General features: G+C 53.9%; 19 protein-coding genes and 1 pseudogene. 13 read left to right on the plus strand and 7 right to left on the minus strand.

The window, feature by feature from the left end; genetic code table 11:
- Positions 1 to 28: 28 nt before the first annotated feature.
- The 3 genes from U9M73_RS01010 to U9M73_RS01020 all read left to right on the plus strand — a co-directional run bounded on the left by U9M73_RS01010 (position 29) and on the right by U9M73_RS01020 (position 3,415).
- Positions 29 to 1,063, plus strand: coding sequence for an AraC family transcriptional regulator (locus U9M73_RS01010; protein ID WP_009226294.1), 1,035 nt, complete (start codon positions 29 to 31; stop codon positions 1,061 to 1,063).
- Positions 1,060 to 2,148 carry a Gfo/Idh/MocA family protein gene (locus U9M73_RS01015; protein ID WP_009226295.1) on the plus strand — a complete coding sequence of 363 codons (1,089 nt, stop codon included), beginning with the start codon at positions 1,060 to 1,062 and terminating at the stop codon, positions 2,146 to 2,148. Before U9M73_RS01010 ends, U9M73_RS01015 begins: the two co-directional genes overlap by 4 nt.
- 295 nt (positions 2,149 to 2,443) lie before the next feature.
- Positions 2,444 to 3,415: an ABC transporter permease gene (locus U9M73_RS01020; protein WP_323075959.1), complete on the plus strand. Its 972-nt coding sequence runs from the start codon at positions 2,444 to 2,446 to the stop codon at positions 3,413 to 3,415.
- Here the strand turns inward: U9M73_RS01020 and U9M73_RS01025 are convergent, their stop codons facing one another.
- Positions 3,416 to 5,038 carry a response regulator gene (locus U9M73_RS01025; protein WP_323075961.1) on the minus strand — a complete coding sequence of 541 codons (1,623 nt, stop codon included), beginning with the start codon at positions 5,036 to 5,038 and terminating at the stop codon, positions 3,416 to 3,418.
- 53 nt (positions 5,039 to 5,091) lie between these two features.
- Positions 5,092 to 6,921: a cache domain-containing sensor histidine kinase gene (locus U9M73_RS01030; protein ID WP_255315329.1), complete on the minus strand. Its 1,830-nt coding sequence runs from the start codon at positions 6,919 to 6,921 to the stop codon at positions 5,092 to 5,094.
- Positions 6,922 to 7,144: 223 nt separating this feature from the next.
- On the opposite strand from U9M73_RS01030, the gene U9M73_RS01035 reads away from it, so the two are divergent.
- The 6 genes from U9M73_RS01035 (at position 7,145) to U9M73_RS01060 (ending at position 15,328) form a co-directional block, all read left to right on the plus strand.
- Complete coding sequence (locus U9M73_RS01035; RefSeq protein WP_127575918.1) at positions 7,145 to 8,488, plus strand: ABC transporter substrate-binding protein; 1,344 nt, start codon at positions 7,145 to 7,147, stop codon at positions 8,486 to 8,488.
- A gap of 99 nt (positions 8,489 to 8,587) precedes the next feature.
- Positions 8,588 to 9,526, plus strand: coding sequence for a carbohydrate ABC transporter permease (locus tag U9M73_RS01040; protein WP_323075962.1), 939 nt, complete (start codon positions 8,588 to 8,590; stop codon positions 9,524 to 9,526).
- Positions 9,527 to 9,538: 12 nt separating this feature from the next.
- Positions 9,539 to 10,378: a carbohydrate ABC transporter permease gene (locus tag U9M73_RS01045; RefSeq protein ID WP_016313161.1), complete on the plus strand. Its 840-nt coding sequence runs from the start codon at positions 9,539 to 9,541 to the stop codon at positions 10,376 to 10,378.
- Positions 10,379 to 10,412: 34 nt separating this feature from the next.
- Positions 10,413 to 12,299, plus strand: a complete 1,887-nt coding sequence (locus U9M73_RS01050; protein ID WP_323075965.1) for a DUF2264 domain-containing protein — start codon at positions 10,413 to 10,415, stop codon at positions 12,297 to 12,299.
- Positions 12,300 to 12,341: 42 nt separating this feature from the next.
- Positions 12,342 to 14,162, plus strand: coding sequence for a heparinase II/III family protein (locus tag U9M73_RS01055; RefSeq protein WP_323075966.1), 1,821 nt, complete (start codon positions 12,342 to 12,344; stop codon positions 14,160 to 14,162).
- A 29-nt stretch (positions 14,163 to 14,191) separates the two neighbouring features.
- On the plus strand, positions 14,192 to 15,328 hold the full coding sequence (locus tag U9M73_RS01060) for a glycoside hydrolase family 88 protein (RefSeq protein ID WP_323075968.1): 1,137 nt from the start codon (positions 14,192 to 14,194) through the stop codon (positions 15,326 to 15,328).
- An 83-nt stretch (positions 15,329 to 15,411) separates the two neighbouring features.
- Here the strand turns inward: U9M73_RS01060 and U9M73_RS01065 are convergent, their stop codons facing one another.
- The gene (locus tag U9M73_RS01065; RefSeq protein WP_323075970.1) at positions 15,412 to 16,320 is read right to left on the minus strand and encodes an ArsR/SmtB family transcription factor; all 909 of its coding nucleotides are present in this window, start codon (positions 16,318 to 16,320) and stop codon (positions 15,412 to 15,414) included.
- A gap of 187 nt (positions 16,321 to 16,507) precedes the next feature.
- Here U9M73_RS01065 and U9M73_RS01070 point away from each other — a divergent pair, with 187 nt between their 5' ends.
- Positions 16,508 to 18,004 carry an alpha-N-arabinofuranosidase gene (locus tag U9M73_RS01070; RefSeq protein ID WP_323075971.1) on the plus strand — a complete coding sequence of 499 codons (1,497 nt, stop codon included), beginning with the start codon at positions 16,508 to 16,510 and terminating at the stop codon, positions 18,002 to 18,004.
- 6 nt (positions 18,005 to 18,010) lie between these two features.
- The gene (locus U9M73_RS01075) at positions 18,011 to 18,283 is read left to right on the plus strand and encodes a DUF6171 family protein (protein ID WP_260069883.1); all 273 of its coding nucleotides are present in this window, start codon (positions 18,011 to 18,013) and stop codon (positions 18,281 to 18,283) included.
- Between the two features lie 110 nt (positions 18,284 to 18,393).
- On the opposite strand, the gene U9M73_RS01080 is transcribed toward U9M73_RS01075, so the two are convergent.
- Entirely contained in the window at positions 18,394 to 19,065 is a 672-nt protein-coding gene (locus tag U9M73_RS01080) for an SOS response-associated peptidase (RefSeq protein WP_009226442.1), read from the minus strand.
- Positions 19,066 to 19,280: 215 nt separating this feature from the next.
- Between U9M73_RS01080 and U9M73_RS01085 the strand changes: the two genes are divergently transcribed.
- Positions 19,281 to 20,078 (plus strand): patatin-like phospholipase family protein, encoded by a 798-nt coding sequence (locus U9M73_RS01085; RefSeq protein ID WP_009226443.1) that lies wholly within the window; start codon positions 19,281 to 19,283, stop codon positions 20,076 to 20,078.
- Positions 20,079 to 20,570: 492 nt separating this feature from the next.
- On the opposite strand, the gene U9M73_RS01090 is transcribed toward U9M73_RS01085, so the two are convergent.
- From U9M73_RS01090 to U9M73_RS01100, 3 genes and pseudogenes are all read right to left on the minus strand, one after another.
- Positions 20,571 to 21,515 (minus strand): glycine betaine ABC transporter substrate-binding protein, encoded by a 945-nt coding sequence (locus U9M73_RS01090; RefSeq protein WP_323075974.1) that lies wholly within the window; start codon positions 21,513 to 21,515, stop codon positions 20,571 to 20,573.
- Between the two features lie 15 nt (positions 21,516 to 21,530).
- Positions 21,531 to 22,362 (minus strand): annotated as a pseudogene (locus U9M73_RS01095) (ABC transporter permease); the annotation flags it as partial.
- Positions 22,322 to 23,569 carry a quaternary amine ABC transporter ATP-binding protein gene (locus U9M73_RS01100; protein WP_323075975.1) on the minus strand — a complete coding sequence of 416 codons (1,248 nt, stop codon included), beginning with the start codon at positions 23,567 to 23,569 and terminating at the stop codon, positions 22,322 to 22,324. The gene U9M73_RS01100 and the pseudogene U9M73_RS01095, both read right to left, overlap by 41 nt.
- A 346-nt stretch (positions 23,570 to 23,915) precedes the next feature.
- On the opposite strand from U9M73_RS01100, the gene U9M73_RS01105 reads away from it, so the two are divergent.
- A complete protein-coding gene (locus U9M73_RS01105) occupies positions 23,916 to 24,473 on the plus strand; it encodes a GbsR/MarR family transcriptional regulator (protein ID WP_009226447.1) in 558 nt (185 codons plus the stop codon).
- The last annotated feature ends 36 nt before the right edge of the window (positions 24,474 to 24,509 follow it).

Here is a 24,509-nt window from a genome sequence, read left to right on the forward strand (position 1 = left end):
TTATCATCGAAGGAAAAGAGGGATCAAGATGCGGGCAGATCATCGCGAATCGACAGGGAAGAAGCCGGTTGACCGTAAAGCGGCGGGGAGCGCAAGTCCTTTTCCGTACGCCAGAATGGCGGAAAGGCAGGATGCACTCGACCGGCTGGAGCTGCAATTCCGCTGGGGTGGTTACGGAATTCGCGTGCTGCGCTGCCATCTGGCCTCGTTTCCTCCTGGACATATCATTCAATTTCATAAGCACTCGGGCTATGAATTCCATTATATTCCGAAAGGCAAGGGCAAAGTGATTCTCGTTGACCAGACTTATGATCTCCACGAGGGGCTATTCTATTTGACCGGACCGGATCTGGTGCATTACCAGGAATCGGACCCGGAAGATCCGATGTATGAGCTTTGTCTTCATTTGGAGATCGAGCCGCTGGAGGCGGACGCCCAGCCCGGCGGCTGGGGAGACGAGTTGGAGGCAGCGGAGGCGGAGGAGTGCATCACCTCGTTGGATCGTTTGCCCATCGCACCGGTCGTTGACCGGTTCCATGCGATGAGCGGTTTTCTGGAGGCGTACCGTATTTTGGAGGAGCAGCCGATCGGCTTCTACACGCTGCTGAAGCAGGAAATCGTGCAGATTTTGCTGCGCACCGTTCGCGTGCTGGACCGGGCCGACGACAGAAGGGGAATTCCAGAACGGGATATGAGCTTCCATCGCTACAAGTTGGCCACGCAATACATTCAGGACAACGAGAGCATGCCGATCTCGCTGGAGCAGGTTGCGGAGGCAATCGGGATCAGTCCCCGGCAGCTTCAGCGGATCTTCCGCAGTGAAGGGCGGACGACGTTCCGCGATTATTTGGAGCATACGCGGCTGACCGCGATCTGTTCGGACCTGCTCCTGACAGACAAAGCGATTGAGGAGATCGCCATTGCCCACGGTTTCGCGAATCCCAATTATCTGTATCCGGTGTTCAAGAGCAAGTACGAAGTGACGCCAAGCGCGTACCGCAAAATGCATGCGGGCGAGCATTCGGCGCCCCATTCCAAACGAGAGAAGGAAGCGAGCATATGAGTAAACAATTGCGTATCGGCATTATTGGAAGTGGCGGAATTGCCAAAGCCCACGTAGCGGCTTACCGGAAGCTTCCGTTCGTAGAGATCGTGGCAGTCGCCGACGTGATTCCGGGCAAAGCCGCGGATTTCGTGGAGGCGCTGCAATTGGTTGGCGCAGCAGCCTATGACGGCCATCGCAAGCTGCTCGAGCAAGAGTTGGATGCCGTCAGCATCTGTACGCCAAACGTCTCGCACCATGAGACAACGGTCGATTCGCTGAAGGCGGGCAAGCAAGTGCTGCTGGAGAAGCCGATGTCCGTCACGTTGGCGGAGGCGCTGGAAATGACCCAGGTTGCGCGCGACACCGGCAACATGTTGTCCATCGGGTTCCAGCCCCGCTATGACCCGAATATGAAGCTGCTGCAGGAAATTGTGCAATCCGGGCGTTTGGGCAAGGTCTACTACGCCGAGACGGGCGGCGGCCGTCGGCGTGGCATGCCGGGAGGCACGTTTATCAGCAAGAAGCTGGCGGGAGCCGGGGCGATGGCAGACATCGGCTGCTATTCGCTGGACATGGCGCTGAATACGCTGGGGTATCCTCGTCCGCTTTCGGTATCTGCTTTTACGTCGAACCATTTTGGCCGTAACCCGCTCTATCATCCTGAAGCGTCCAGATTCGAGGTAGAGGACTTTGGCGTGGCGATGGTTCGCTTCGAGAACGATCTTGTGTTGCAGTTCAAAATCTCCTGGGCGATGCACATGGACACGTTAGGCGCAACGATGTTCCTTGGTACCGATGCGGGGCTCAAAATCACGCCGGCAGGCAGCGGTCCATGGTCCGGCGTATGGGACGGCTCGGTAGGTTCAGTTACGCTGTACCACGACGAATACGGCCGTAACACCCAGACCCCGATTCCACTCATTGAGCACAAATTGAACCTGTTCGACGAGAAGGTCCGAGACTTCGCAGAAGCGGTTCGCGACGGTCGTCCTGCGCCGATCCCCGGCGAGCAAATTTTGATCCAACAGGCGATTATCGACGGCGTGCTGCGTTCCGCTGAATTGGGCCGCGAGGTGTCTGTAGAACTGCCGCGAAATGATTAATCTATCATCGATATAAAGCATATCTCAACAGTCCCTGCGCTTCTTGGCAGGGGCTGTTTATGTTATGTCCCAGAAATGAGGGGGGAGGCAGGATTCAAGAGACTTCTTGTCGAACTATAGAACTATATAAGGGATTTTATGGAAAAGGAGGGATATATATGATTGCAAATCGATCTTTTATCTAACATATCGTGAAAACTATGAAAATTTAACATTCGATTTACAATGATATAAGCCATCTTTCATTTCATCTATGTTAGAATAAGTGACAAATTAGGGGTTCAGGAGGATGCGGATGTGGACTTATCTGATTCGCCGTGCCATTTATTCGGTGATTGTGTTATTTATCGTCATGAGCGTATGTTTTTGTGCGATGCGTTTTATGCCAGGGAACATCTGGTCCCTAAGCATTGGGATGACCGAAGAGCAGCTCCAATTCGCAAACGAACAGAAAGCTCTCTATGGTCTGGACTTGCCCATTTACCAGCAATATCTCCGGTGGATCAATGACCTGCTGCATGGGAACTTTGGTCTGGATTATAACCAGATCCCAATTAATCTGTACATCTGGAGATATGTCTGGAACAGCTTCACCTTGTTAGGCACGTCCATGATCATTGCTTTGATGATCGCTATTCCGTGGGGAATCTATAACAGCAGACGGCAGGATGGGCTATCGGATAAACTTGGCCTGATCCTAAGCCTGGTTGGGTACAGCATTCCCGCGTTTGTGCTGGGGCATTGGCTGCAGGAGATTTTTGCCTTCAAATTGTTCTGGTTCCCGCCAAGCAGCATGCATGCTCCAAACAAAAAGGGGGACTGGATTGATCTTATCTACCACATGGTTCTTCCCGTGGCCACAGTTACGATCGGACTGATTGCTTATTATATGAAAATGGTTCGCACCAGCATGATTGAGGTGCTGCCTTCCGAATTTCTGAGTCTGGCCCGCGCGAAAGGGGTCTCGGAACGAAGAGTCACCTATCGACATGCATTAAGAGTCGCTGTAGTCCCCGTCATTACCATCATCATGCTGGATTTGCCGACCCTGATATCGGGTGCCGCGGTGGTCGAGAATGTTTTTAACTGGGGAGGTATAGGAAGCTTGGCGGTATTTTCCGCGCAATCCCGGAACTATCCCGTGTTGCTCATGATCATCTTAATCATCTCTGCATTTGTAGTGGTTGCCAACTTTCTGGCTGACCTGCTCTATACAATCGTCGATCCTCGGGTGAAGATCCATCGAAAGGGCATCCTGCGGCAATGATCAGCCGGAAGGCAACGAGCTGTTCAAGCGCTGCATGAACTCCCGCGGCGATATGCCTTCTACTTTTTTGAACACTTTGCTGAAATAAAACGCACTTTCATACCCCAGCTTCTGCGAGATTTCATAAATGCGCCCTTCACCGCGAACCATCATTTCCTTAGCGGCTGCGATTTTAGTCTCCGTGACGTATTCCACGAAATTGATTTTGGCCGTTTTGGAGAAGAGATGGCTTAAGTAATTGGGGCTGAAGTTAAAAACATCCGCCACCTGATTTAAGGACAGCTTACTGTTCAAGTTCCGTTTCACATAGTCCTGCACGTTCCGCACGATTTGCTCCTTGTAACTTTGTTTGCGGGAAGACAGGATTTCGCAGCAACCGTCCCGAAATTGCACGAGCCAATCGATCACGCCTTGGGTTGTTTGCTTTTTATAGATCGCGCGGTACCCCTCCGGCTCATTCTCGAAAATTTGCTCAACCACGTTCTCGCCGTCTGCCAGCAAAGAGGTGGCCATATATAAAATATTGCAAGCCGCATCGGTAGCGGGTACAAGTAACTCCGGCCGGCCATTAAACCGATCAATGAGATTCGTGATCATGGTGTGCAATGCGTGGGTATCCAGTTCTTCAAAGGCGCGGCGGATCTCCGAACGGGAGACGATGGCATCGACTCCTGGGGAAGCGAGATTCTCCGCTTCGCTCTGGGTGAAGAAGACAAACGATTGCTGATCGAGGGCAAACGGCAACGCCCGCCGGGCAGCCAGGTAGCTTACATGCAGCAGGTACGGGTCCTCCACGGCATTCCCAACCGCGCCGATGATTTTTACATTGAAATAGGAATGGAGCACCTCTGCCATATGGTGCAGGAGCTCCTCCACTTCCGGCATCCAGTGGTTCGGATCTGGATCTGACAGGGGCAGCACAATTGCAAAGTTCCGCAAATCCAGGCTGGTTACGAAGCAGGGCCGCGACGAGGCGAGTGTATCCTTAGCCATCTGCACCGTGCTGGAGCACAAAGCGACCAGCTTATCCCCGCGCGGAGGGACGCTCTCCGGTCCCTGAATCCGGCAGGAGCAGACGAGGTGGGCAGGAGCGGATAAATCCAGCTCAAGATCGTCTCGTTGCAGCAGGAACTGATTTTTGTTCTCGAACAGCTGATTAAACAGGCGGATAAAAAATTTATCGCGCAGCGCATGCAAATTGCTGCGGTACAGCATACTCGGGTAACTCTCCACGGTTTGGTATTCCCCCAACATGGCAACGGCCTTCTGAACGGATTCGGCCAGGATCTGCGGGGTTAGCTCCAGCTTGACTAAATAATCCGCTGCCTGAAGATGAATGGCGCGACGTGCGTATTCAAATTCCTCATAGCTCGTTAAGAAGATGAAGAGCGGTATCCGGCCATATTTGTCGCGTACGGATTCAGCGACCTGCAGACCGGTTTTGACCGGCATCTTAATGTCGGAAATGACCAGGTCAGGACGCAACGATTCGATCATTTCCTCTGCCTGAGCACCGTTGTGGGCAATGCCCACGATTTCGATCTGATAATCTTCCCATTTGAGCATGGACTGCAGGCCGATACAGACGAGTGCCTCATCATCGGCAATCAGCATTTTAATCATACGATCACTTCCTCCCGTGGTTTACGATAGCGACAAGTTGTCAAAGTTGGAGGTCAAGACTTCCGGCAGGGCAACAGCAAATGCATTCTCGTAAATTCGTTCAACTTGCTTTCGATCGAGAGGCCGTATCGATCCCCAAAGGTCAGACGCAGCCGATCGTGTACGCTGCGGAGCCCGATATTTTCGAACAGGCCTTTGGAGCCGGGTTCTTCTTGCTTGGACAAAATCGCCTCAATTTGGGCTTCACTCATTCCCACGCCGTTATCCTCAATCGTAATCCGCATGTCATACCCGCTCTTGGCCACAGACACCGTGATGTTGCCGCGCCCCTTCGGTTCGATTCCATGAAAAATCGCATTCTCCACCAGCGGCTGCAGTGTAAAGCGGGGAACCAGACTGGAAAGGAGCTCCTCGTTATCAATGATTTGTTCCATTGTAATCGTGCCGCCGTAGCGATATTTCTGAATGAGGAAATAGTCATTCATCAGGCTAAGCTCTTCCTGCAGCGGAACCAGCTTGCGTTGATCTTTGGCGATGCTGCGCAGCAGCCGCGATAAGGAGGTGACCATATCTGCGATACCCGTAGCGTTCTGAATCGTAGCCATCCATCTTATCGAGTTCAGGGTATTATAGAGAAAATGAGGACTGATCTGGCTTTGCAGCATGCGATATTCCAGTTCCTGCTTCTGCTTCTCGTCCGCGACACGAGATTCCATCAGCGTCAAAATATCCTGGGACAACCGATTGATGCCGCGTCCCACATCCCCGAGCTCGCTGTTCCATTCAATATTCCGGTCGATAAAGAAATTGCCTTGCGCGATCTTATCAATCCGTTTGCGCAGCTTCTCCACGGGCAGGCTGATGGTGCGGGTTAAATACAACATAATAAATCCGCTTAATGCCAGCACCAGCACAGAAACGCCAATCATCAGCAGTAGCCAAGCGTTGAGCTGTGGAGCAAATTGCTTCTTGTCCAGCGTTTGGGCGAGTCTGACGCCTTCCCGCACCGGATAGGACACCGAGATGAGGCGTTCCCCGTCCTGCTCCATCCACTCGAGCTTGGTGAGCGCCCCGGTGGCTTCACTTTGATCATACGGCAACAATGTGTAAGGGCTTTCGATTTCCTGCACTTTGTCCCCTTCGATCCGGTACGTTTGGCTGCCAAGGGAGAGCAGCAATTCCGAGCCCTCCGGCAGACTGTAGCCTTTAAGCTTATCGGTGATCACGGAGGTGTTCGCCAGAAGATAGACCGTCCCAATGCGTGCAGCCCGTTCACCGTAAATTGGCAGAACGATGGGGATGCCGCTGGAGCGGGAGAACGGGTCCTGGATCACGCGCTCCCAAGCTTCCTTCGCATCTGGAACCAGACCGGGAAGCTGGGTTATATTATGAATATTCAACGGAACTGAAGCGCTTCCAGAATTGTCGACCTGAATGAACTTATCTTGGTGATCCGTGATGATCAGGCGGCGCACGTAGCTGTTGGACCGATTCACTCGGAAATCCTCCTGCATCGATAAGAAGGCGTTCAGCCCGTCTCTGGCGCTGGCGTCCGGTGAGATAAAATAGTCCTGAATCAGCTGATTGGTAGGCGAGTTCGTACTGCTGGTCAAAGCCAAAGTATACAAGTTATTTAAATCTTGATCGATGATATGAGAGACGAGTTGCAGGTTAAATTCTGTCGCCTGAATGGTGGTTTTCCGTTGAAAATACGAGATCAGCTCGTAGCTGAAAAAAGACAGAATTCCTGCGATCAGCAAGGCAAACACGGTCATGATCAGGATGATCCGGCTTTTGATAGTGGCTTTTCTTGCGCGCGTGTCGATCACCTCATCCGGAGTAAGATCAATGCGAGTTTTAACCGATATAGATAACAATAACATGAGTTGACATCGTCGGTAGCGGTAAGGTTCATAAACAACCATTTTTACATCTTTTGAGTATGATTTTACAGCTTTTCATCCATTTCTTGAAGAACCAAATAGAAAAGTGTAGGAAAAGAACGTAAAAATGTATGCCCTTTCATTTTAGATTTCGATACCATGAACCTAAGGATTCGGCGCTGCCGATCTGGAAGTTCAAAACAGGAGGAAAAGGGGTTTGAAGATGAGACGAAAGAAAGTATTCGGTATTACCTTGGCGGCCGTTCTTCTTATAGGTCTGCTGGCAGGTTGTTCCGGCAACAACGGAAACTCAGGCAAAGCGAATACCACAGAGCCTCAAACGAACAATTCTGCAAGCGTTTCCAATGAGACAAGCGATAAGCCGGTCACACTGAAATGGGCGCTGTGGGATTGGGAAGCCACTGCTTACTACCAGCCTTTGATCGATGCTTATAAGAAAGACCATCCGAACGTAACGATCGAATATGTTGACCTTGGCTCTACCGACTACATGACGATGCTCAGTACGCAGCTCTCCGGTGGGGCTGACCTGGATATTCTGACCATCAAGGACATCCCGGGCTACGTCAACCTGGTGAAGCAGAACCATCTGGAACCGCTGAAGAGCTTCATTGACACTCAAGGCATTGATACTTCCCTCTATGGCGGAACGGTAGAACAAATTCAAATGAACGGCGATGTGTTCGCACTGCCTTTCCGCAGTGACTTCTGGGTCGTTTACTATAACAAGGACCTGTTTGACAAAGCCGGAGTTCCTTATCCTACCAACGATATGACACTGGATCAATACGACGAGTTGGCCCGGAAAATGACGTCCGGCAGCGGCTCGGAAAAAGTATACGGCGCGCACTACCACACTTGGCGCAGTGCAGTACAGTTGTTCGGCATCCTGGACGGCAAGAACACCATCGTGGATGGAAATTATCAATTTTTGAAACCAATTTACGAACGAATTCTGAAACAGCAAGACGACGGCATCGTGATGGACTACGCTACGTTAAAAACCTCCAGCACTCACTATTCCGGCGTATTCTACAATAACTCCGTTGCGATGATGAACATGGGCAGCTGGTTTATCGCTACGCAAATTGAGAAAGTGAAGAGCGGCGAATCCCAGGCTACCAACTGGGGGATCGTGAAATATCCGCATCCGGACGGCGTACCTGCCGGAACAACGCTGGGGACCATTACTTCCCTGGCTGTAAACCAAAAGTCCGCTAACAAAGATGCCGCTTTAGATTTCTTGAAATTCGTTACCGGTGAAGAAGGTGCAGCAGTGATCGCATCCACAGGTACGATTCCGGCGATCAAGAACGATGAAGTGGTTAGCTCCATCGCTTCCATGGACGGCTTCCCGACGGACGAGAACAGCAAAGCAGCTCTCACGACCGAGAGAACTTATCTGGAAATGCCGCTGCATGAGAAGAGTGCGGACATCGAGGTCGTTCTGAACGAAGCACACGACAACATCATGACGAAAAATGCGACCATCGACGAAGGATTGGCAGATATGGAGAAACGGGTGCAAGAGGTACTTAATAACTAATCTGATCTCGCATGAGATTTCGATGCTGCCAGGGGCGGGCCTTATGAGCCCGCCTTTTTTTCCCAATGCTCTAGCACAAGTAGGTTTGGAGGAGAAATCATGCAGAATGAACCCGTGTTAGGAACGAAAGCAGTTAAAAGAAGCGCGTTGTCTAAGAACGTCAAAGATCATTTGGTGGCGTACAGCTTCATTGCCCCCAACTTCATTGGCTTTGCCGTGTTTACGCTGGTGCCGATGGTTTATGCGTTTGTACTCGCTTTTGTGAAATGGGACGGGGCTAACCCGATGGAGTACGTGGGATTGCGTAACTTCTCCCGGCTGTTGCAGGACAGCACCTTTCACAAGGCGTTCTGGAACACCATTATTTATACGATTGGCGTGGTGCCGTTAACGATGGTGTGTGCGCTGGCACTGGCGATCCTGCTTAATCAGAAGCTGTTTGGCCGCAACTTTATGCGGACCGTGTTCTTCTTCCCCTATGTCGCTTCACTGGTTGCCGTGGCAGCCGTTTGGAATTTCGTGTTCAGCCCCACGATGGGGCCGGTAAACAATCTGCTGCACGCGATCACCGGCATCCCCATTGAGGATTTGCCCCGTTGGGCGGCAGATAAAGATTGGGCGATGTTTACGGTCATTCTTTTTACAGTGTGGAAAAATATGGGTTACTACATGGTCATTTATTTGGCAGGTTTGCAGGGAGTAAATCCTGAGCTGTATGAAGCTGCCGAGCTGGACGGGGCGGGACCATGGAAAAGATTTGTCAACGTGACAATCCCGCAGCTGGCACCTACTACGTTCTTTGTCCTGATGATTCTGATCATCAACTCGTTTAAAGTGTACGACATCTTTATCAACTTGTTTGCCGGTGCCGATAATCAACTGAACAATTCGACCCGGGTACTTGTTTATCAAATCTACAATACCGCGTTCCGCTCGCTGGATTACGGGTACGCCAGCGCCATGGCGATCGTGCTGTTCCTGCTCGTTCTGGGGATTACACTGATTCAGTTCCAGGGCGAGAAGAAGTACGGACAATAGGAGGATGCAAAAATGACAGGAGCTAACAAACAAGTCAAAACCGTTGCCAAGATTTTTGCGTACCTGGTGCTCGCGGTCGTTGTGCTATGCATGCTTGTTCCTTACGCGTGGATGCTGTCGTCCTCGCTGAAATTAAATAAGGATGTATTCTCGTTCCCGATGCAGTGGATCCCGGATGCTCCAAGATGGCAGAACTACGTGGAGATCTGGACGCGGATCCCGCTCGGCCGGTTTATATACAACACGGCGAAGCTCTCGGTGATCGTTACTTTGCTGCAACTGCTGACTTCCAGCTTTGCGGCATATGCGTTCTCGAAGCTGCGGTTCAAAGGGAGACATGCGTTGTTTCTCGGCTATATTGCGACTATTGCCATTCCGTGGCAAGCCTACATGGTTCCGCAGTTTATCATGATGCGTTCCATGGGGTTAAACAACACTCATCTTGCGATTATTTTTCTACAGGCGTTTTCGGCGTTTGGCGTGTTTTTGATGCGTCAGTTCTATCAAGGCATTCCGGATGAGCTCTGCGAAGCGGCACGGATTGACGGACTTAATGAATATGGGATCTGGGCCAAAATCATGCTTCCGCTCTCAAAGCCGGCGCTGTCCACGCTGACGATCTTCACGTTCGTCAATACGTGGAACGATTTCCTTGGGCCGATGATTTACTTGACCAAGACGGAGCTCAAAACGATCCAAATCGGCTTGCGGATGTTCATTACGCAATATTCCGCTGAATATGGGTTAATTATGGCCGCCAGCGTCATTTCGATCATTCCGGTGCTGATCGTCTTCCTCGCGCTGCAAAAATATTTTGTCCAAGGTGTGGCCTCGTCCGGCATCAAGGGGTAATAAATGGTAGTCTCGGATGAAAGGAGCTGAAGTAATGAATAGTTTGACCGTTAATGCCCCGCTCCAAACGCGCAGCGACATGGTGAACGTGTTGGAAGAGCTGGTGCATCCCCTACGGCCGTTCTATAGTGAAGGCGGCGCCCGGCTTGGGCTTGGCAAGAGCGGGGTATCCTACCCGGCGGCTGTAGCGGAAATGGAAGGGTTCTCTCGGGTGCTGTGGGGATTAGTACCGTTGCTTGCGGGCGGCGGCAGCAGTGAGTTATGGGACGTTGTTCTGGACGGAATCCGCTGCGGCACGAACCCGGATCATCCGGAGTATTGGGGCGAGGTCGGCGATTATGATCAACGGCTCGTGGAGATGGCGGTTTTTGGCTACGCGCTGGCATTGATCCCGGAACACATTTGGGAACCGCTTCACCCGGAGGAACGTGATCGGCTGTACCGCTGGCTGAATCAGATGAACCAGCATCCTTGTTACGATTGCAATTGGTTGTTCTTTAACGTACTGGTGAATGTGGGCTTCCGCAAAGCCGGCTTGCCTTACGATACGGAGCAGCTGGAGCGGAATTTGGACCGGCTGGACGCGTTTTATCTGGAGGACGGCTGGTACAGCGACGGTGTCGGGGGACACAGCGACTATTACGTCCCGTTTGCCTTTCACTATTACGGGCTGCTCTATGCGCGTATCATGGAAGAGGAAGATCCGCAGCGTTCGCAAGTGTATAAAGAGCGGGCCGCGTTGTTCGCCGACGATTTTCTCGCTTGGTTCGCCCCAGACGGGGCAGCGCTGCCGTACGGACGCAGCTTAACCTACCGTTTCGCCCAATCCGCCTTCTGGAGCGCACTGGCTTATGCCGGTGTGGACGTGTTGCCAATGGGGGTATTAAAGGGGCTGGTGCTGCGCAATTTGCGCTGGTGGTTAAGCCGGCCCATTCGCAGTTCCGAGGGGCTGCTTACGGTGGGTTACGCTTATCCAAACCTGGTGATGGCGGAGAACTACAATTCGCCCGGTTCGCCGTATTGGGCGCTGAAAGCGTTTCTGCCGCTGGCATTGCCGGAGGACCATCCGTTCTGGACGGCGGAGGAGCTGCCGCTGCCGGAGCTGCCGGCGCTGAAGGTCCAGCGCCCGGCGCATCTTGTGCTGGCCCGCGATCCTGCGACCGGTCATGTAGCGGCCTTCAACACCGGCCATCGCGGCACGAACGAGCACACCCATACCTCGGCCAAATACGAGAAACTTGTGTATTCCACCGGGTTCGGGTTTAGTGTGCCGCGCGCGGAGTGGGGCTTGTCCCAAGGCGCGTTTGACTCCATGCTGGCGCTCAGCGAAAAGGGAGATAACCTGTACCGGGTAAGACGCCGGAACTTGGACACGTCAATTCAGGATAACGTGCTGTATGCGTTATGGAAACCTTGGTCTGACGTAGAGGTGCGCTCCTGGATCGTTGCCGGACTCCCCTGGCATGTGCGGATTCATCACATCGAGACGAAACGACCGCTCGACATCGCGGAGGGAGGATTCGCGCTGGGGGTGGAAACGGAGTTGACGGAGTGGATCGAGGGGACGGAACGGACAGGGCTGGTGGAGCTAAAAGAGAAGAGTGGAGAGGGCCGGATCGCTGCGGGAGCAGCAAGCCCCTTTGGAGCCAGCGGGGTGCAAAGCTTGCTTGGCTTCGAATCGGTCGAGCTGATTCGCCCGAACGCCAATACCAATGTTCTGTATCCTCGCACTGTTCTTCCCACGCTCCTCGCTTCCCTGGAACCGGGGGTACACCTGCTCGCGTCGGCGGTTTACGGCGATCCGTCGCCGGGAGCCTCATGGCAACCAATTACGCTTGATGCGTTAAACCTCGCGATAGGAGAGCGGGAGATCGTGATAACGACCTGCTCGGGGAACGAAATCCGTATTGAGCTGGCTTAGTTAACGCCGCTGTTTTGGGCTGCGGTGGAAGGAGGAATGCTGATGAACGTTCGCGAGGGCTGGGAGCAGCTGGCCGAAAGCCTGATCCCTTTGAAGGCTGATGATTACTATCCGCACGGCAGCGGGCTGGCGTTTTGGGAATCGCTGCGCGAGGCGCCGGAGGCCCGGGCCGAGCTTGAAGTGATCCGGAGCGAGGGGGAGCGGCTGCTGAAGTCCCCAGCGGAAGAGCTGACCTATTCGTTGTTTTCTTTATTTGCCGTTCAGGGTTCGCGGCTGGAGTATGAGCGGGTGTATTTTGAGAAGCGGCGGCGGCTGAACACCTTCGCCTTTCTGTCGCTGCTTGAACCGGAGTCGGCGGCGTACGAAGCGGCGCTGCGGGATGCCATCTGGGCGATCTGCAGCGAGTTTACCTGGTGCTTGCCCGCGCATGTGGATGCGAAGCGTCCGGTCTCGGAGACCATCGACCTGTTCTCGGCGGAGACGGGGTTTGCGCTAGCCGAGTTATCTTTGCTGCTAGGCACGCGTCTACCGGAGCTGCTGCGGGTGCGGATCGCCGAACTGGTGGATGAACGGTTGTTCCGGCCATTCCTTGAGAAAGGCCCTTACCATTGGGAGGAGCTGACGAACAACTGGTCGGCGGTTTGCGCTGGCTCGATTGGTTCGGCTGCGCTGCTGCTGATGACAGAACAGCGCGACTACGCCCGGCTGGCTCAGATTTTGGAGAAAACCGAGCGCAGCATGAGCTTCTATTTGCAAGGCTTCGGCGAGGATGGGGGTTGTCCGGAAGGGCTGGGATACTGGAACTACGGGTTTGGCTACTTTGTGTATTATGCCGACCTGCTGCTTAAGCGAAGCCGGGGGCAGCGGGATTGGTTCAACGAGGACAAGGTACGGCGAATTGCCGAGTTCCAGCAAAAATGCTTTCTGGGCGGCCGTCTGGTCGCTAACTTCTCCGACGCGCAGCCATATGGGAGCGTCCAGCCCGGGCTGTCGCATTACCTTGCGAAGCGGTACGCGGAGGTGGAAGCTCCGCCTGCCTTGCTCCATGCGGATTACCGCGAGGATCACTGCAGCCGCTGGGCGCCGGCGCTGCGCAACCTGATTTGGCGGGACTGCAAGGCGGCAGGCACGGCGGAGTGGAGAGACGGCGACTTTGTGTTTGAGGACGCCGGCTGGTTGATCTCGCGCTTTACAACCGCAGGGGATACGTTTGGTTTTGCCGCAAAAGGCGGGCACAACGGGGAATCGCATAATCACAACGACTTGGGCCATTTCATGTTGGCGGGCGGAGGCGCGTTTTTTCTGTCCGATCTCGGGTGCGGGGAATATACGCGGGATTATTTTGGCGAGGCCCGGTATGGATATGACTGTAACGGCTCGCAAGGGCATTCCGTCCCGATCATCAACGGTCGTATGCAGCAGGAGGGACGGGAAAGGGCAGCTTCGATGATTCGCTGCGACACGTCTGCGGAAGCGTGCGAGTTCACCTTGGAGCTGTCCGGCGCCTATGAGGACGAAAATCTGCAGTCCTTCAACCGAAGTTGGGTTTGGAACAAGACGGAGCTGCCTAGCTTGGCGCTTCGGGACGACTTCCGGTTTACGGAAGCGCCGGACAGTCTGACGGAGCGGTTTGTGAGCCCGATTCAGCCGGAGATGGCCAGCCCGGGGCTGCTTCGTTTCGTTCGAGGCCGGCTGGCGCTGGAGCTGTATTACGACCCGAATCAGCTGGAGGCGGAGATTAAGGCACGAACCTACCGGGATCATTATGGGAAGGATTCGATATGGTACGCGTTGGATTTTCGGGTTAAGCAGCCGGAAGCGGGATTTGGCGTTGACTTTCTTTTCAAATTCGCCCGGCAATAAGGAGAATGGAGGAACGAGGTCATATGCATATGGGAAACGAAAGGGCATGGGTGGAAGAGGCCTGGACGAAGTCGCTGGACAAAACGCTGCGGAACACGGCGAGAATTGGCTCCGGGTTTCCGCACGCCAGCAAAGGCGGGGTTTATGATCTGGCTGAGCCGGCCTGGTGGACAGCGGGCTTCTGGCCGGGTTTGCTGTGGCTGCTGTATGAGGGAAGCGGCCGGGAGGAATTGAAAGCGCTGGCACAAGAATGCGAGACCAAGCTGGATGAGGTGCTGGACGGCTACGTGCGGCTTGATCACGATCTGGGGTTTATGTGGACGCTGACCAGCATCGCTTCCTATAAGCTGACGGGGAGTGAAACCTCGCGCATTCGGGCGCTGAAGGCTGCGAACTATTTGGCGGCCCGCTTTAATCTGAAGGGGCGCTATATTCGGGCCTGGAATCCGTGGAAGGAAGGGGAGCGGAATGAAGGCTGGGCGATCATCGATTGCTGCATGAACCTGCCGCTGTTGTTCTGGGCGTCCCGGGAGAGCGGCGATCCCCGATTCGCGCATGTCGCTGAAGCGCATTTGGACACCGTGCTCCATCATTTTGTTCGCGACGACGGCTCGGTCTATCATATCGTGGTCTTTGACCCGGTCACAGGCGAGCGGGTTGGGCCGCAAGGCGGCCAAGGCTACGCGCCGGAGTCGGCCTGGTCGCGCGGGGCTGCCTGGGCGATCTACGGCTTGACGCTGGGCTTCCACCACACCGGTAAGCCGGAGTATCTGTCCGCCGCGAAGCGGGCGGCGGATTTCTTCCTGAGCCAGCTGCCGGACGATCAGGTGCCGGCTTGGGATTTCCGCGCGCCGGAAGAGCTGCGCGAGCTGCGGGACTCGTCCGCCGGTGCCTGCGCGGCCAGCGGGCTGTTGCTGCTGGCGGAGAAGCTTGGCGGCGAAGGAACGGCCGCTACCAAGTACCGCGAAGCCGGCGAACGCATTCTGGAGTCGCTGTACGACAACTACGGCGCGTGGGACGACCCGGCGGAAGAGGGGCTGATCCTGCACGGGACGAGCAACTACCCGCAGGGGACGAACATCGACGTTCCGCTGATTTACGGCGATTATTTCTTTGTGGAAGGGCTCGCCCGGCTGAAGGGCGGCGGGCCGACGTATTGGGAATGAGGCGGACGCAGATATGAAAACAGGGTTGCTATACAATCGCATCTGATAGCGATTGGAGCAACCCTGTTTATTTTTTTCTATGCCTATTTCTCTACATAAAACACTTCCGCGCTTGGATGCTCACCATAATTGCCAAAGCCCTTGCCAAACAACGTCAAGCCGCCCGGATAACGGGCGTCCGGCTCCACGGATAAGCGGAGCGTCCATTGCTTCTGCCGAATGTCAATGTCGTGAAGGGTGACGTCGGACATCTTCAAGCCGTCCATGTACGTACCGTCTGCCGTAATGCGCAGCCGTTTCAGCAGCCCATATTGATTCGCTTGTCTTGGCCACCACTCCGGGGTATATTTTCCCGGCTGCTCCCCGTAATCGCCAGGGCTCGTCCAGGTGCCCAAAAGCTTGCCGTTTAAGGTAAACGTAATATCCGATGGATAATCGTCCTTCGTTCCCGGGGCTTCGGACGCGATTTCCATCGTAAAGACCAGCTCCTCGGGCTTCTGGGAGGACAGCAAGTAATTGGGGGTTTTGTATTCGATATATCCCGTACCAAACCATAGAATCGCAGCATGAATCCGTTCCGGGTCCCAGAAGTACCGGGGATCGTCAAAGCTTCCGATGATCTTGTCGGTCGTTGCGATGCCACAGGTTGGCTCGATGTGAAAATCGGAGTAATGGCCTACCGGAATTTCAACCCGGTAGCTCTTGCGCTCGGCTGCCGCCTGCGCCGGAAACTGGATTTCTGCGCCGGAGACAGCAAGCGAGCAAATCTTCTGCAGGCCGCTCTTGCCGGGTGCCATATGGGTGGCGACTAGTCCGCATTCAGACAGCTTGCGCACATGCATGGTCATGATCGCGCTGGACAGCCCGACCGCAGCGGCTAACTCCTTAATGTTCATCGGGCGGTTGGCTAACAGACGCAGAATGTGCAGACGAACCGGGCTCGCCAGCGCCTCATACACGGGCAGCGATTGTTCAGATAAATCAAGTTTCATGATGCCTCCACCTCACCCGAATTTTAGTTAATCATTATATTAACGAAAAGTTATAAGTTTGACAAGCATCTTCCATGTCCTTGATTAATTTGGAAGTTTCATTGACGAGTTTGCGGTCAGACGCCTATAATATTAGTCGAATAGTTATTTAATTAATATTTATATTAACTAAGGAGTGAAATGACGGATGCCACTGCAAGGAGTGTTAAACGCCGATTCCGGCAAAGGAACGATTAACCGCAATATTTACGGTCATTTCTCTGAACATTTAGGCCGCTGTATTTACGAAGGGATTTGGGTTGGCGAGGATTCCCCGATTCCAAATACCCATGGCATTCGCAACGATGTTGTGGAAGCGCTTAAGCAAATCCGGATTCCGGTGTTGCGCTGGCCGGGCGGCTGCTTTGCCGATGAATATCACTGGAAGGACGGCATCGGTCCGAAGGAAGCACGTAAGCGGATGGTCAATACCCATTGGGGCGGTGTGGTGGAAAATAACCATTTCGGGACCCACGAGTTTATGGAGCTCTGCCGGCAGCTGAGCTGCGAGCCCTACATCAACGGCAACCTTGGCAGCGGAACGGTCCAGGAAATGTCGGAGTGGGTAGAATATCTGACCTTTGACGGCGTATCGCCGATGGCGGAGCTGCGGGCGCAAAACGGACGCAAGGAGCCGTGGAAGGTGACTTATTTTGGCGTTGGCAACGAGAACTGGGGCTGCGGCGGCAATATGCGCCCGGAATATTATGCTGACGAGTACCGCCGGTATCAGACGTACGTCCGCAACTATGGGGATAACCGGATTCACCGGATCGCTTGCGGTCCAAACTCAGACGATTATAACTGGATGGACGTGCTGATGCGGGAAGCCGGACGGTTTATGGATTCCATCACGCTGCACTACTATACGCTGCCAACCGATAATTGGCAGGATAAAGGGCCGGCGACCGGGTTCGACGAGTCCGCCTGGTTTGCCACGCTGCAAAAAGCGCTTCGCATGGATGAGCTGATTACCCGCCACCGCACGATCATGGATAAATACGATCCGGAAGGCCGGGTCGGATTGATTGTGGATGAATGGGGCACCTGGTACAATGTGGAGCCGGGGACCAATCCGGGATTTTTGTATCAGCAAAATACGATGCGTGATGCGCTTGTCGCCGGGCTTACGCTGAACATTTTCCACAAACATAACGAGCGCGTGCGGATGGCAAATATCGCCCAGACCGTCAACGTGCTTCAGGCCGTCATCCTGACGGAAGGCGAGAAAATGATCTTGACCCCAACGTACCATGTATTCGATATGTATAAGGTTCACCAGGACGCCGAGCTGCTGGATCTGTCGCTGGAAACAGGCAGCTACAAGCTGGAGGGCAGCGAGATTCCGGCGGTGACCGCCACTGCGTCGCGGGATGCCGAAGGGAAGATCCATCTCAGCTTCTGTAACCTGCAGCCTCATGCGAATACACAGGTGACGATCGACATTCGGGGCTTGGCAGGCAGCAGCTTGGCGGTGACCGGCACCACGTTGACCGGCGATTCGATCGATGCCCATAATACGTTTGCGCAGCCGGAGGCCGTAAAGCCGCAGCCGTTTGAGTCGTTTCAACTGGATGGCGGCAAGCTGACGGTTGATTTGCCGGCTAAATCGGTGACGACGCTAGAACTGGCGGCGAGGGATTAACGTCGGATGGCGGATACGTCATGCAGAGTGTGCCGGGACGATTTCCGGGTGACGGAGGAGCAGATCCAACGTTTGTTGAAGACGACGGCGTTTGCGCCCGAGCGCAGGGTAAGCGAGGAGCAGTATCAGGATAGGCTGCGCGTTTGCGAAGCGTGTCCAAAGCTGATGGACGGGATGACCTGCACGGTCTGCGGTTGTATCATCCCGGTGGTCGCCTGGCTGAAGGAGCGGCATTGCCCGCTGCCGGGCGGCGGATTGTGGGCGAGCATCGAGGCATAACATGAAAGAGGCTTCGACTTTATGGCAGCAGGGTAGAACCTTGCTTGCGCGTAAAGGCGAAGCCCTTTTTTCGGATGGAGAGATTTCGGTATGGGGGAGTTCAGGTCAGGCTATTTCGCCTCCTCCAACAGTTCCTTCGTATTGTTGCGCACGTTCCCAACGGCTGGGGATACGGGGTAAGCCCGCATTTTTGCGGCATCGTAAGGTTGAAGCAGCTTTAGCAGCGATCCCGTATCCGTGTTGTCCCGGGCCAGCCACTCGGCTTCATGTTCAGGTTGCAGGATCACGGGCATCCGGTTATGGATCTCAGCCATCAGCGAGTTGGGCTCCGTGGTGATGATCGTGCAGGTTGCCAGCTTGTTTCCTTGCGGATCGCTCCAGATGTCGTACAGGCCGGCAAAGGCGAAGGGGCTCCCGTCCTTCATGACGATCCGATAGGGCTGCTTGCCTCCGGCCCGCTGTTGCCATTCGTAGAATCCGTCAGCGGGGATGAGGCAGCGCCGGGTTGTCAGCAGCTTCCGAAACGCCGGTTTGTCCGGGAGCGACTCGGCGCGGGCGTTGATCATGCTGGCGCCGATCTTATCCTCCTTCGCCCAGAACGGCACCAGGCCCCAGCGCAGCTCGCCCAGCCGATTGCCCTGCTTGCCCGCAATGACGGCGGGGATGAATTGCATCGGCGCTACATTATAGTTTGGGGCGAATTTCGCCAGCCGGTTTTCCATGATGAGATACCGGACTATCAGTTCGTCCAGAGGAAGCGTAATCGTAAAACGGCCGCACATGGGGAGACCTCCATTGTATGGATCTATTCGTGGTATTCGTGATTCGTGGATTCACATTTTGTTGTATCCATTGTAATCGATTTGCTTACAGGCCTGCCAGCCCCGGGTCGATGTCTCTATCGATTCGGGGCTGCTTTGTTTAGCCGGAAGGAACTTCCGCCTAAGCTAAAGAATATGTATTTTTAGTAAAAAGACGACAAGCGGGGAGATCATCCATGGAACAAGTAGGTTTGGTGTTAGGCGGCGGGGCCGTACGGGGACTCGCTCATTTGGGCGTGTTGAAGGCGTTCGAACGGCACGGAATCCCGGTGGACGCGATCGTTGGTACAAGCATGGGCGGTGCGATCGGAGGCTTGTATGCTGCAGGCATTCCGGCAGAGGACATCGAGGACTTGCTGTATCACACGCCAAAATACCGGCTGATGGATCTAGGAATTCGCCAACGCGGGCTGATCGGCGGGAACAAAATCTACCAAACCGTCAACGATCTCTTGAGGCAACATGGGAAGGATGGGCTGAAGATTGAGGATTTCCCCATTCGGTTTAAGGCGGTTGCCGTGGATTTGATGCAAGGCAAACAGGTGATTTTGGATAAGGGCGATTTGGGAACGGCGCTGCGGGCAACGACGGCGTTTCCGGGGGTATTTGCTCCGCTGGTACGGGACGATCAGGTGCTGGTCGACGGCGGGGTGCTAAACAACTTGCCGGTCCAGGAGCTGAAGCGGAAGGATGTGGGACTGATAATTGCGGTGGATGTGACGCGCGAGCATGAGAAGAAGCCGCCCCGCAATATGATTGAGGTCGTTTACCGCTCTTACAGTTTGATGACCGCCGAACGGAAGCATACCAGCCTGCGGTTAGCGGATATCGTCATCCGACCGGATGTCGGTCATGTGTCCGCGTTTGATTTTTCAAAAATGGCCGATTGCATCAAGGCAGGGGAGGAAGCGGCTGAGGGCATGATGGATGAGCTCAAGGCTGAGGTGAAGCGGGTGAAGCCGGATTTCCTCTGAAGGAAGCTGGTGAATTCCGAATATTTGTTTTGACCGATTTAGAAGAACAAAAATGGGGGAGTTCCATGCGCTGCATCCGATACGACAATCATGGGCGACGCTGATTGCGATTGGGGCCAAACGGTTGGAAACGAGGAGCTGGAGAATTTTTAAGCTGATCTTCAGGTTTCTGTAATGTTCCTTTAAGAAACCGATGCTATTCTTTAGATACTCCCTCTTCTTTAATTGATATAGATATGAAGAAGCCACTCCGTACCAGGGGTGGCTTCTTCCATTTCCTTAGGTGTAAAAAAGCTAACGGAACGAGGAGACCTTATTTCTATTCCTACCAGGGTTAAAACAGATGTAACGGAACCAGATGACCTTATTTGGGCTATAGGCAGCGAATTCGCTGGTATTAGCATCAAATAAGGTCTTTAAGTTCCGTTACAGCGGGAAATCACCGGGAAATAGTACAATAAGGTCTCTGAGTTCCGTTACGGGTAAAGGTGATTACTTCAAATCCTCGATCGAGTTAATGTCCATGTAAACTGGAACGACCAGGCCGGTTTTGACGCCAGTCATGTTCGCGCCGAGATCCTCAACTTGTTCGCCGTATTTATCCCAATAATCCGCATGGGTGAGCGGCAGCCATGCTGCTGCAGTTGCATCAACGTCACCGCTGGCGACACCGGTCCACATTGGACCCGCTTCGACTTGGAGGGACTCGACGTCATAACCCAGCTTGCTTTCGAGTACATATTCCAGCAGGTTGGTGCTGGCGATTTCCGAATCCCATGCCACATAGCTCAGCTTGAGTTTGTCGCCGTTCACCGGTGTCAAGCCTTCGGTCCAGCTGTCCACGCGGTCGGCATGGCTGTCTGCCCAGGCTTTGGCGGCTTCCGCCGGGTCCTGACCTTCCTGAATCGCCGTCATAATCTCGCCCATTTCAACCGAAGTCCACTCGAAGCGGTTGAGGAACTCATAGGCGGTCGGATGGTCTTCCTTCAAGCCTTTCCGCGCCAGCGTGTGAATTTCTTCGGCTTCCCCGTAAACCTTCTGCGGATCCTCCAAATATTTCAGATCGTATTTGGAGAACATCCAGTGCGGGGTCCAGCCGGTAACAATGATCGGTTTTTCGGATTTCACCGCTTTGTCCAGCATCGCCGTCATGGCTGCGCCGGAGCCCTCAATCAGCTTCCAGCCGTCCAAGCCGTAGGTTTCGATCGCTTGACTTGTCGCCTTCATAATTCCAGCACCAGGGTCAATCCCGATGATTTCGTAGTTGACTTGCTCGCCGACGGCTCCGGCTGAGGTGTTGCCCCCGTTCGCCGAAGCATCCGGCGTGTTGTTGGCACCGCCGGCCGAAGGATTGTTCGCTTGCCCGCAGGCGGACAACGCCAACATGCTCACTAATCCTGCCAGTACCATCAACTTCCTCGTCTTCTTCAATTTCATCTCAATCTCCCCTTTGTGTTTTGGATTTAAACAGGTTTTGCGTAAAGCGGTCGAGCACGATGGCTAGGACAACCACGGCCAAACCGGCTTCAAAGCCTTGCCCGATCTTCAGTTGGGTGACCGCCCGGTAGACGGTGGCCCCGATGCCCTGCGCGCCGATCATGGAGGCGATGACGACCATCGAGAGCGACAGCATGATCGTTTGGTTAACCCCGGCCATCAACGTTGGCATGGCGAGCGGAAGCTCGACTTTAAACAGCTTCTGCCAGACCGTGGAGCCAAAGGCGTTCGCCGCTTCCGTCAACTCGCCGTTCACCTGCTTGATCCCAAGATAGGTGAGCCGGATCGTCGGCGGGATCGCGAAGATCACCGATGCGATAACCCCAGGGACCACCCCCAGGCTAAAAAAGGTTACAGCCGGCAGCAGATAAACGAATGCCGGCATCGTCTGCATAAAATCAAGCAGTGGCGAGATGACCCGATGGACCATTTTGCTGTAGGCGCTCCAGATGCCGATCGGAATCCCGAACAGGATCGAGATCAAGCCGGAGGTAATGACCAGGCCTAAGGTGTTCATGGTCTCGGTCCAATAGCCAAGGTTATCGATCAGCAGAAAACCGATTACGGTGAACAAGGTCAGCTGCCATTTTCCAATCAAATAAGCGATGATTCCGACGATGGCAATAAACAGCAGCGGATGCGGCAGCAGGAACAATCCGGCGAAAAAGTTAACGATGGTCTCAATCGTCATGGACAATCCGTCGAAAAATCCTCCAAGCGACCGCTCCATGGCGTCAACCAGCGATTCAATCCACTCGGCCAGCGGCAATTTCGGGATGAATTCCATCTGGGTTCACCTCCTTCTTCAGTTCATGATGTTCTCCGGCGAGGGCTCCCAGTACGGCGCCGCGTACGATAACGCCCAGCAAACGCTCCTGCTGGTCAACGACGGCCAGCGGAACCTTGGATGAGCTCATGACTTCAAATAGGTCACTCAGCACGGTATCCGGGGCCACGCGAGGGCCGTCCGTAATCAGAATTTCCTCCAGGCCGATGCCGGACTTGGCGGCACGGGATGCGTCTTCGGCTGTAATGACGCCCAGCAGGCGTTTGCCCCGGCCGATGACGAACAGGTTGGAGATGCCCCGTTCACGCATTAGTTCGAGGGCGACGCGAGGACCCTTATCCAACGTAACGGTTTCCGGCCGGCGCATGACGCGGGCTGCGGTCAGCACCTTGGACAGGTCCACGTCCTCGATGAACCGTTCCACATAATGGTTGGCCGGGTTCATCAGCATTTCTTCCGGCGTGCCGATTTGAACGAGTGCGCCATCCTTCATCAAGGCGATCCGGTCGCCGAGACGCAGGGCCTCATCCAAATCATGGGTAATGAAGACGATGGTCTTCTTCATCTTCTCCTGCAGCTCCAGCAGCTCATCTTGCATGTTACGGCGAATGAGCGGGTCGAGCGCGCTAAACGCTTCGTCCATCAACAGGATTTCCGGGTCATTGGCCAGCGCTCGGGCCAGGCCGACCCGCTGTTGCATACCGCCGCTCAGCTGCTCCGGCATCTTATGCTCCCAGCCCTTCAAGCCGACGAGCTCGAGGGCCTGCATCGCTTTGTCGCGGCGCTCTTTTTTGGCTACTTTCTGAATTTCCAGTCCGTATTCCACGTTCTGCAGGACCGTGCGGTGTGGGAATAAAGCAAACTTCTGGAACACCATGCTGATCGATTTACGCCGCACCTCGCGTAGCTCAGCTTTGTTCATTTTGCGGAGATCCCGTCCATGCAGCAGAATTTCCCCCGCAGTTGGTTCAATCAATCGATTCAGCATCCGAACCAGTGTCGATTTGCCGCTCCCGGACAAACCCATAATGACGAAAATTTCACCTTCGCGGATGTCCAAGCTGACTTGGCCGACGCCGATGGTGATGCCTTTTTCCTTGAGCAGACGCTCTTTGGTGTAGCCTTGCTTCAACAATGGAATGGCCTGCTCGGCATGCGGGCCAAATAACTTGCTGACTTCACGAACTTGTAATATTGGCTGATTCATAGATTCACTCCTTTTCTAAAGCTTTAAGTTCCCCCTTCGATCTCGGCTTCGCTAACAAAATTGCCCAGCGAGGCAGTATCGCATCAATCCGTGAGGTAAGTGTAACAAATGGAATGAAAATAACGCAAAGATGAAAACTGTACGTAAGGAACGTACAGAAAAAACTGAACGTAATGAATCGGCGGATAACTCCGATATCCTCCCAAATGCTCCCTAGGCTGCGTCTTTACTTTTGGGCTTGACTTACTTAAGATAGAATAAGCGTTGAGCCGTATGGGGATTTAAGCCGTGCGGGTGGACGCGTTACAGCGGAGGTTTTTTTGCATATGAATAGGAGGTTGCAAGCATGAGCTTGGACCAGCTCACCGATGAGCAACAGGCTTTATTAATGAAGGTACGTAAACGCGTGATCGAGGCCATCGGCAGAAATATGGACTTGTATGGGGTCTCGTTATCAACAGGGCACTTATACGGTCTTTTGTTCTTTGCCGACAAGCCGATGACTTTGGACGAGATGGGCAAGGAAATGAAGATGAGCAAAACCAGCATGAGTACGGGCGTCCGCACCCTGCTGGATCTCAAAATGGTCAATAAAGTGTGGGAGAAAGGCTCCCGCAAGGACTTATATGAAGTGGAATATGACTGGTACCAGACGTTTACGGACTTCTTCGCAATTAAATGGAGAAAAGCGGTGGAGAGCAACATCCTGGTGCTGCGTCGCTCCATTGATGAATTAACCAAAGCGATGGTGGTAGAGGAGGAAGGACCGCTCCGTAAGGTATTGGAAGAAGACGTACGTAAGATGAAAGAATCGGTGAAATATTACGAATGGCTGGACCGCCTGATCGACGCGATGGAAAGCGGAGAGATCTATAAGCTGGTCCCCAAGGAAACCGAATCCTGACTTTCTTGTATAAAAAATATAACGCTTATTCCCGAT

It is taken from the genome of Paenibacillus phoenicis (genome assembly GCF_034718895.1).
GTDB lineage: Bacteria > Bacillota > Bacilli > Paenibacillales > Paenibacillaceae > Fontibacillus > Fontibacillus phoenicis.

Coding starts and splice junctions, on each gene's coding strand:
- U9M73_RS01010 (WP_009226294.1), top strand. CDS start 29: ATGCGGGCAGATCATCGCGAATCGACAGGGAAGAAGCCGGTTGACCGT.
- U9M73_RS01015 (WP_009226295.1), top strand. CDS start 1,060: ATGAGTAAACAATTGCGTATCGGCATTATTGGAAGTGGCGGAATTGCC.
- U9M73_RS01020 (WP_323075959.1), top strand. CDS start 2,444: ATGTGGACTTATCTGATTCGCCGTGCCATTTATTCGGTGATTGTGTTA.
- U9M73_RS01025 (WP_323075961.1), bottom strand. CDS start 5,038: ATGATTAAAATGCTGATTGCCGATGATGAGGCACTCGTCTGTATCGGC.
- U9M73_RS01030 (WP_255315329.1), bottom strand. CDS start 6,921: ATGTTATTGTTATCTATATCGGTTAAAACTCGCATTGATCTTACTCCG.
- U9M73_RS01035 (WP_127575918.1), top strand. CDS start 7,145: ATGAGACGAAAGAAAGTATTCGGTATTACCTTGGCGGCCGTTCTTCTT.
- U9M73_RS01040 (WP_323075962.1), top strand. CDS start 8,588: ATGCAGAATGAACCCGTGTTAGGAACGAAAGCAGTTAAAAGAAGCGCG.
- U9M73_RS01045 (WP_016313161.1), top strand. CDS start 9,539: ATGACAGGAGCTAACAAACAAGTCAAAACCGTTGCCAAGATTTTTGCG.
- U9M73_RS01050 (WP_323075965.1), top strand. CDS start 10,413: ATGAATAGTTTGACCGTTAATGCCCCGCTCCAAACGCGCAGCGACATG.
- U9M73_RS01055 (WP_323075966.1), top strand. CDS start 12,342: ATGAACGTTCGCGAGGGCTGGGAGCAGCTGGCCGAAAGCCTGATCCCT.
- U9M73_RS01060 (WP_323075968.1), top strand. CDS start 14,192: ATGGGAAACGAAAGGGCATGGGTGGAAGAGGCCTGGACGAAGTCGCTG.
- U9M73_RS01065 (WP_323075970.1), bottom strand. CDS start 16,320: ATGAAACTTGATTTATCTGAACAATCGCTGCCCGTGTATGAGGCGCTG.
- U9M73_RS01070 (WP_323075971.1), top strand. CDS start 16,508: ATGCCACTGCAAGGAGTGTTAAACGCCGATTCCGGCAAAGGAACGATT.
- U9M73_RS01075 (WP_260069883.1), top strand. CDS start 18,011: ATGGCGGATACGTCATGCAGAGTGTGCCGGGACGATTTCCGGGTGACG.
- U9M73_RS01080 (WP_009226442.1), bottom strand. CDS start 19,065: ATGTGCGGCCGTTTTACGATTACGCTTCCTCTGGACGAACTGATAGTC.
- U9M73_RS01085 (WP_009226443.1), top strand. CDS start 19,281: ATGGAACAAGTAGGTTTGGTGTTAGGCGGCGGGGCCGTACGGGGACTC.
- U9M73_RS01090 (WP_323075974.1), bottom strand. CDS start 21,515: ATGAAATTGAAGAAGACGAGGAAGTTGATGGTACTGGCAGGATTAGTG.
- U9M73_RS01100 (WP_323075975.1), bottom strand. CDS start 23,569: ATGAATCAGCCAATATTACAAGTTCGTGAAGTCAGCAAGTTATTTGGC.
- U9M73_RS01105 (WP_009226447.1), top strand. CDS start 23,916: ATGAGCTTGGACCAGCTCACCGATGAGCAACAGGCTTTATTAATGAAG.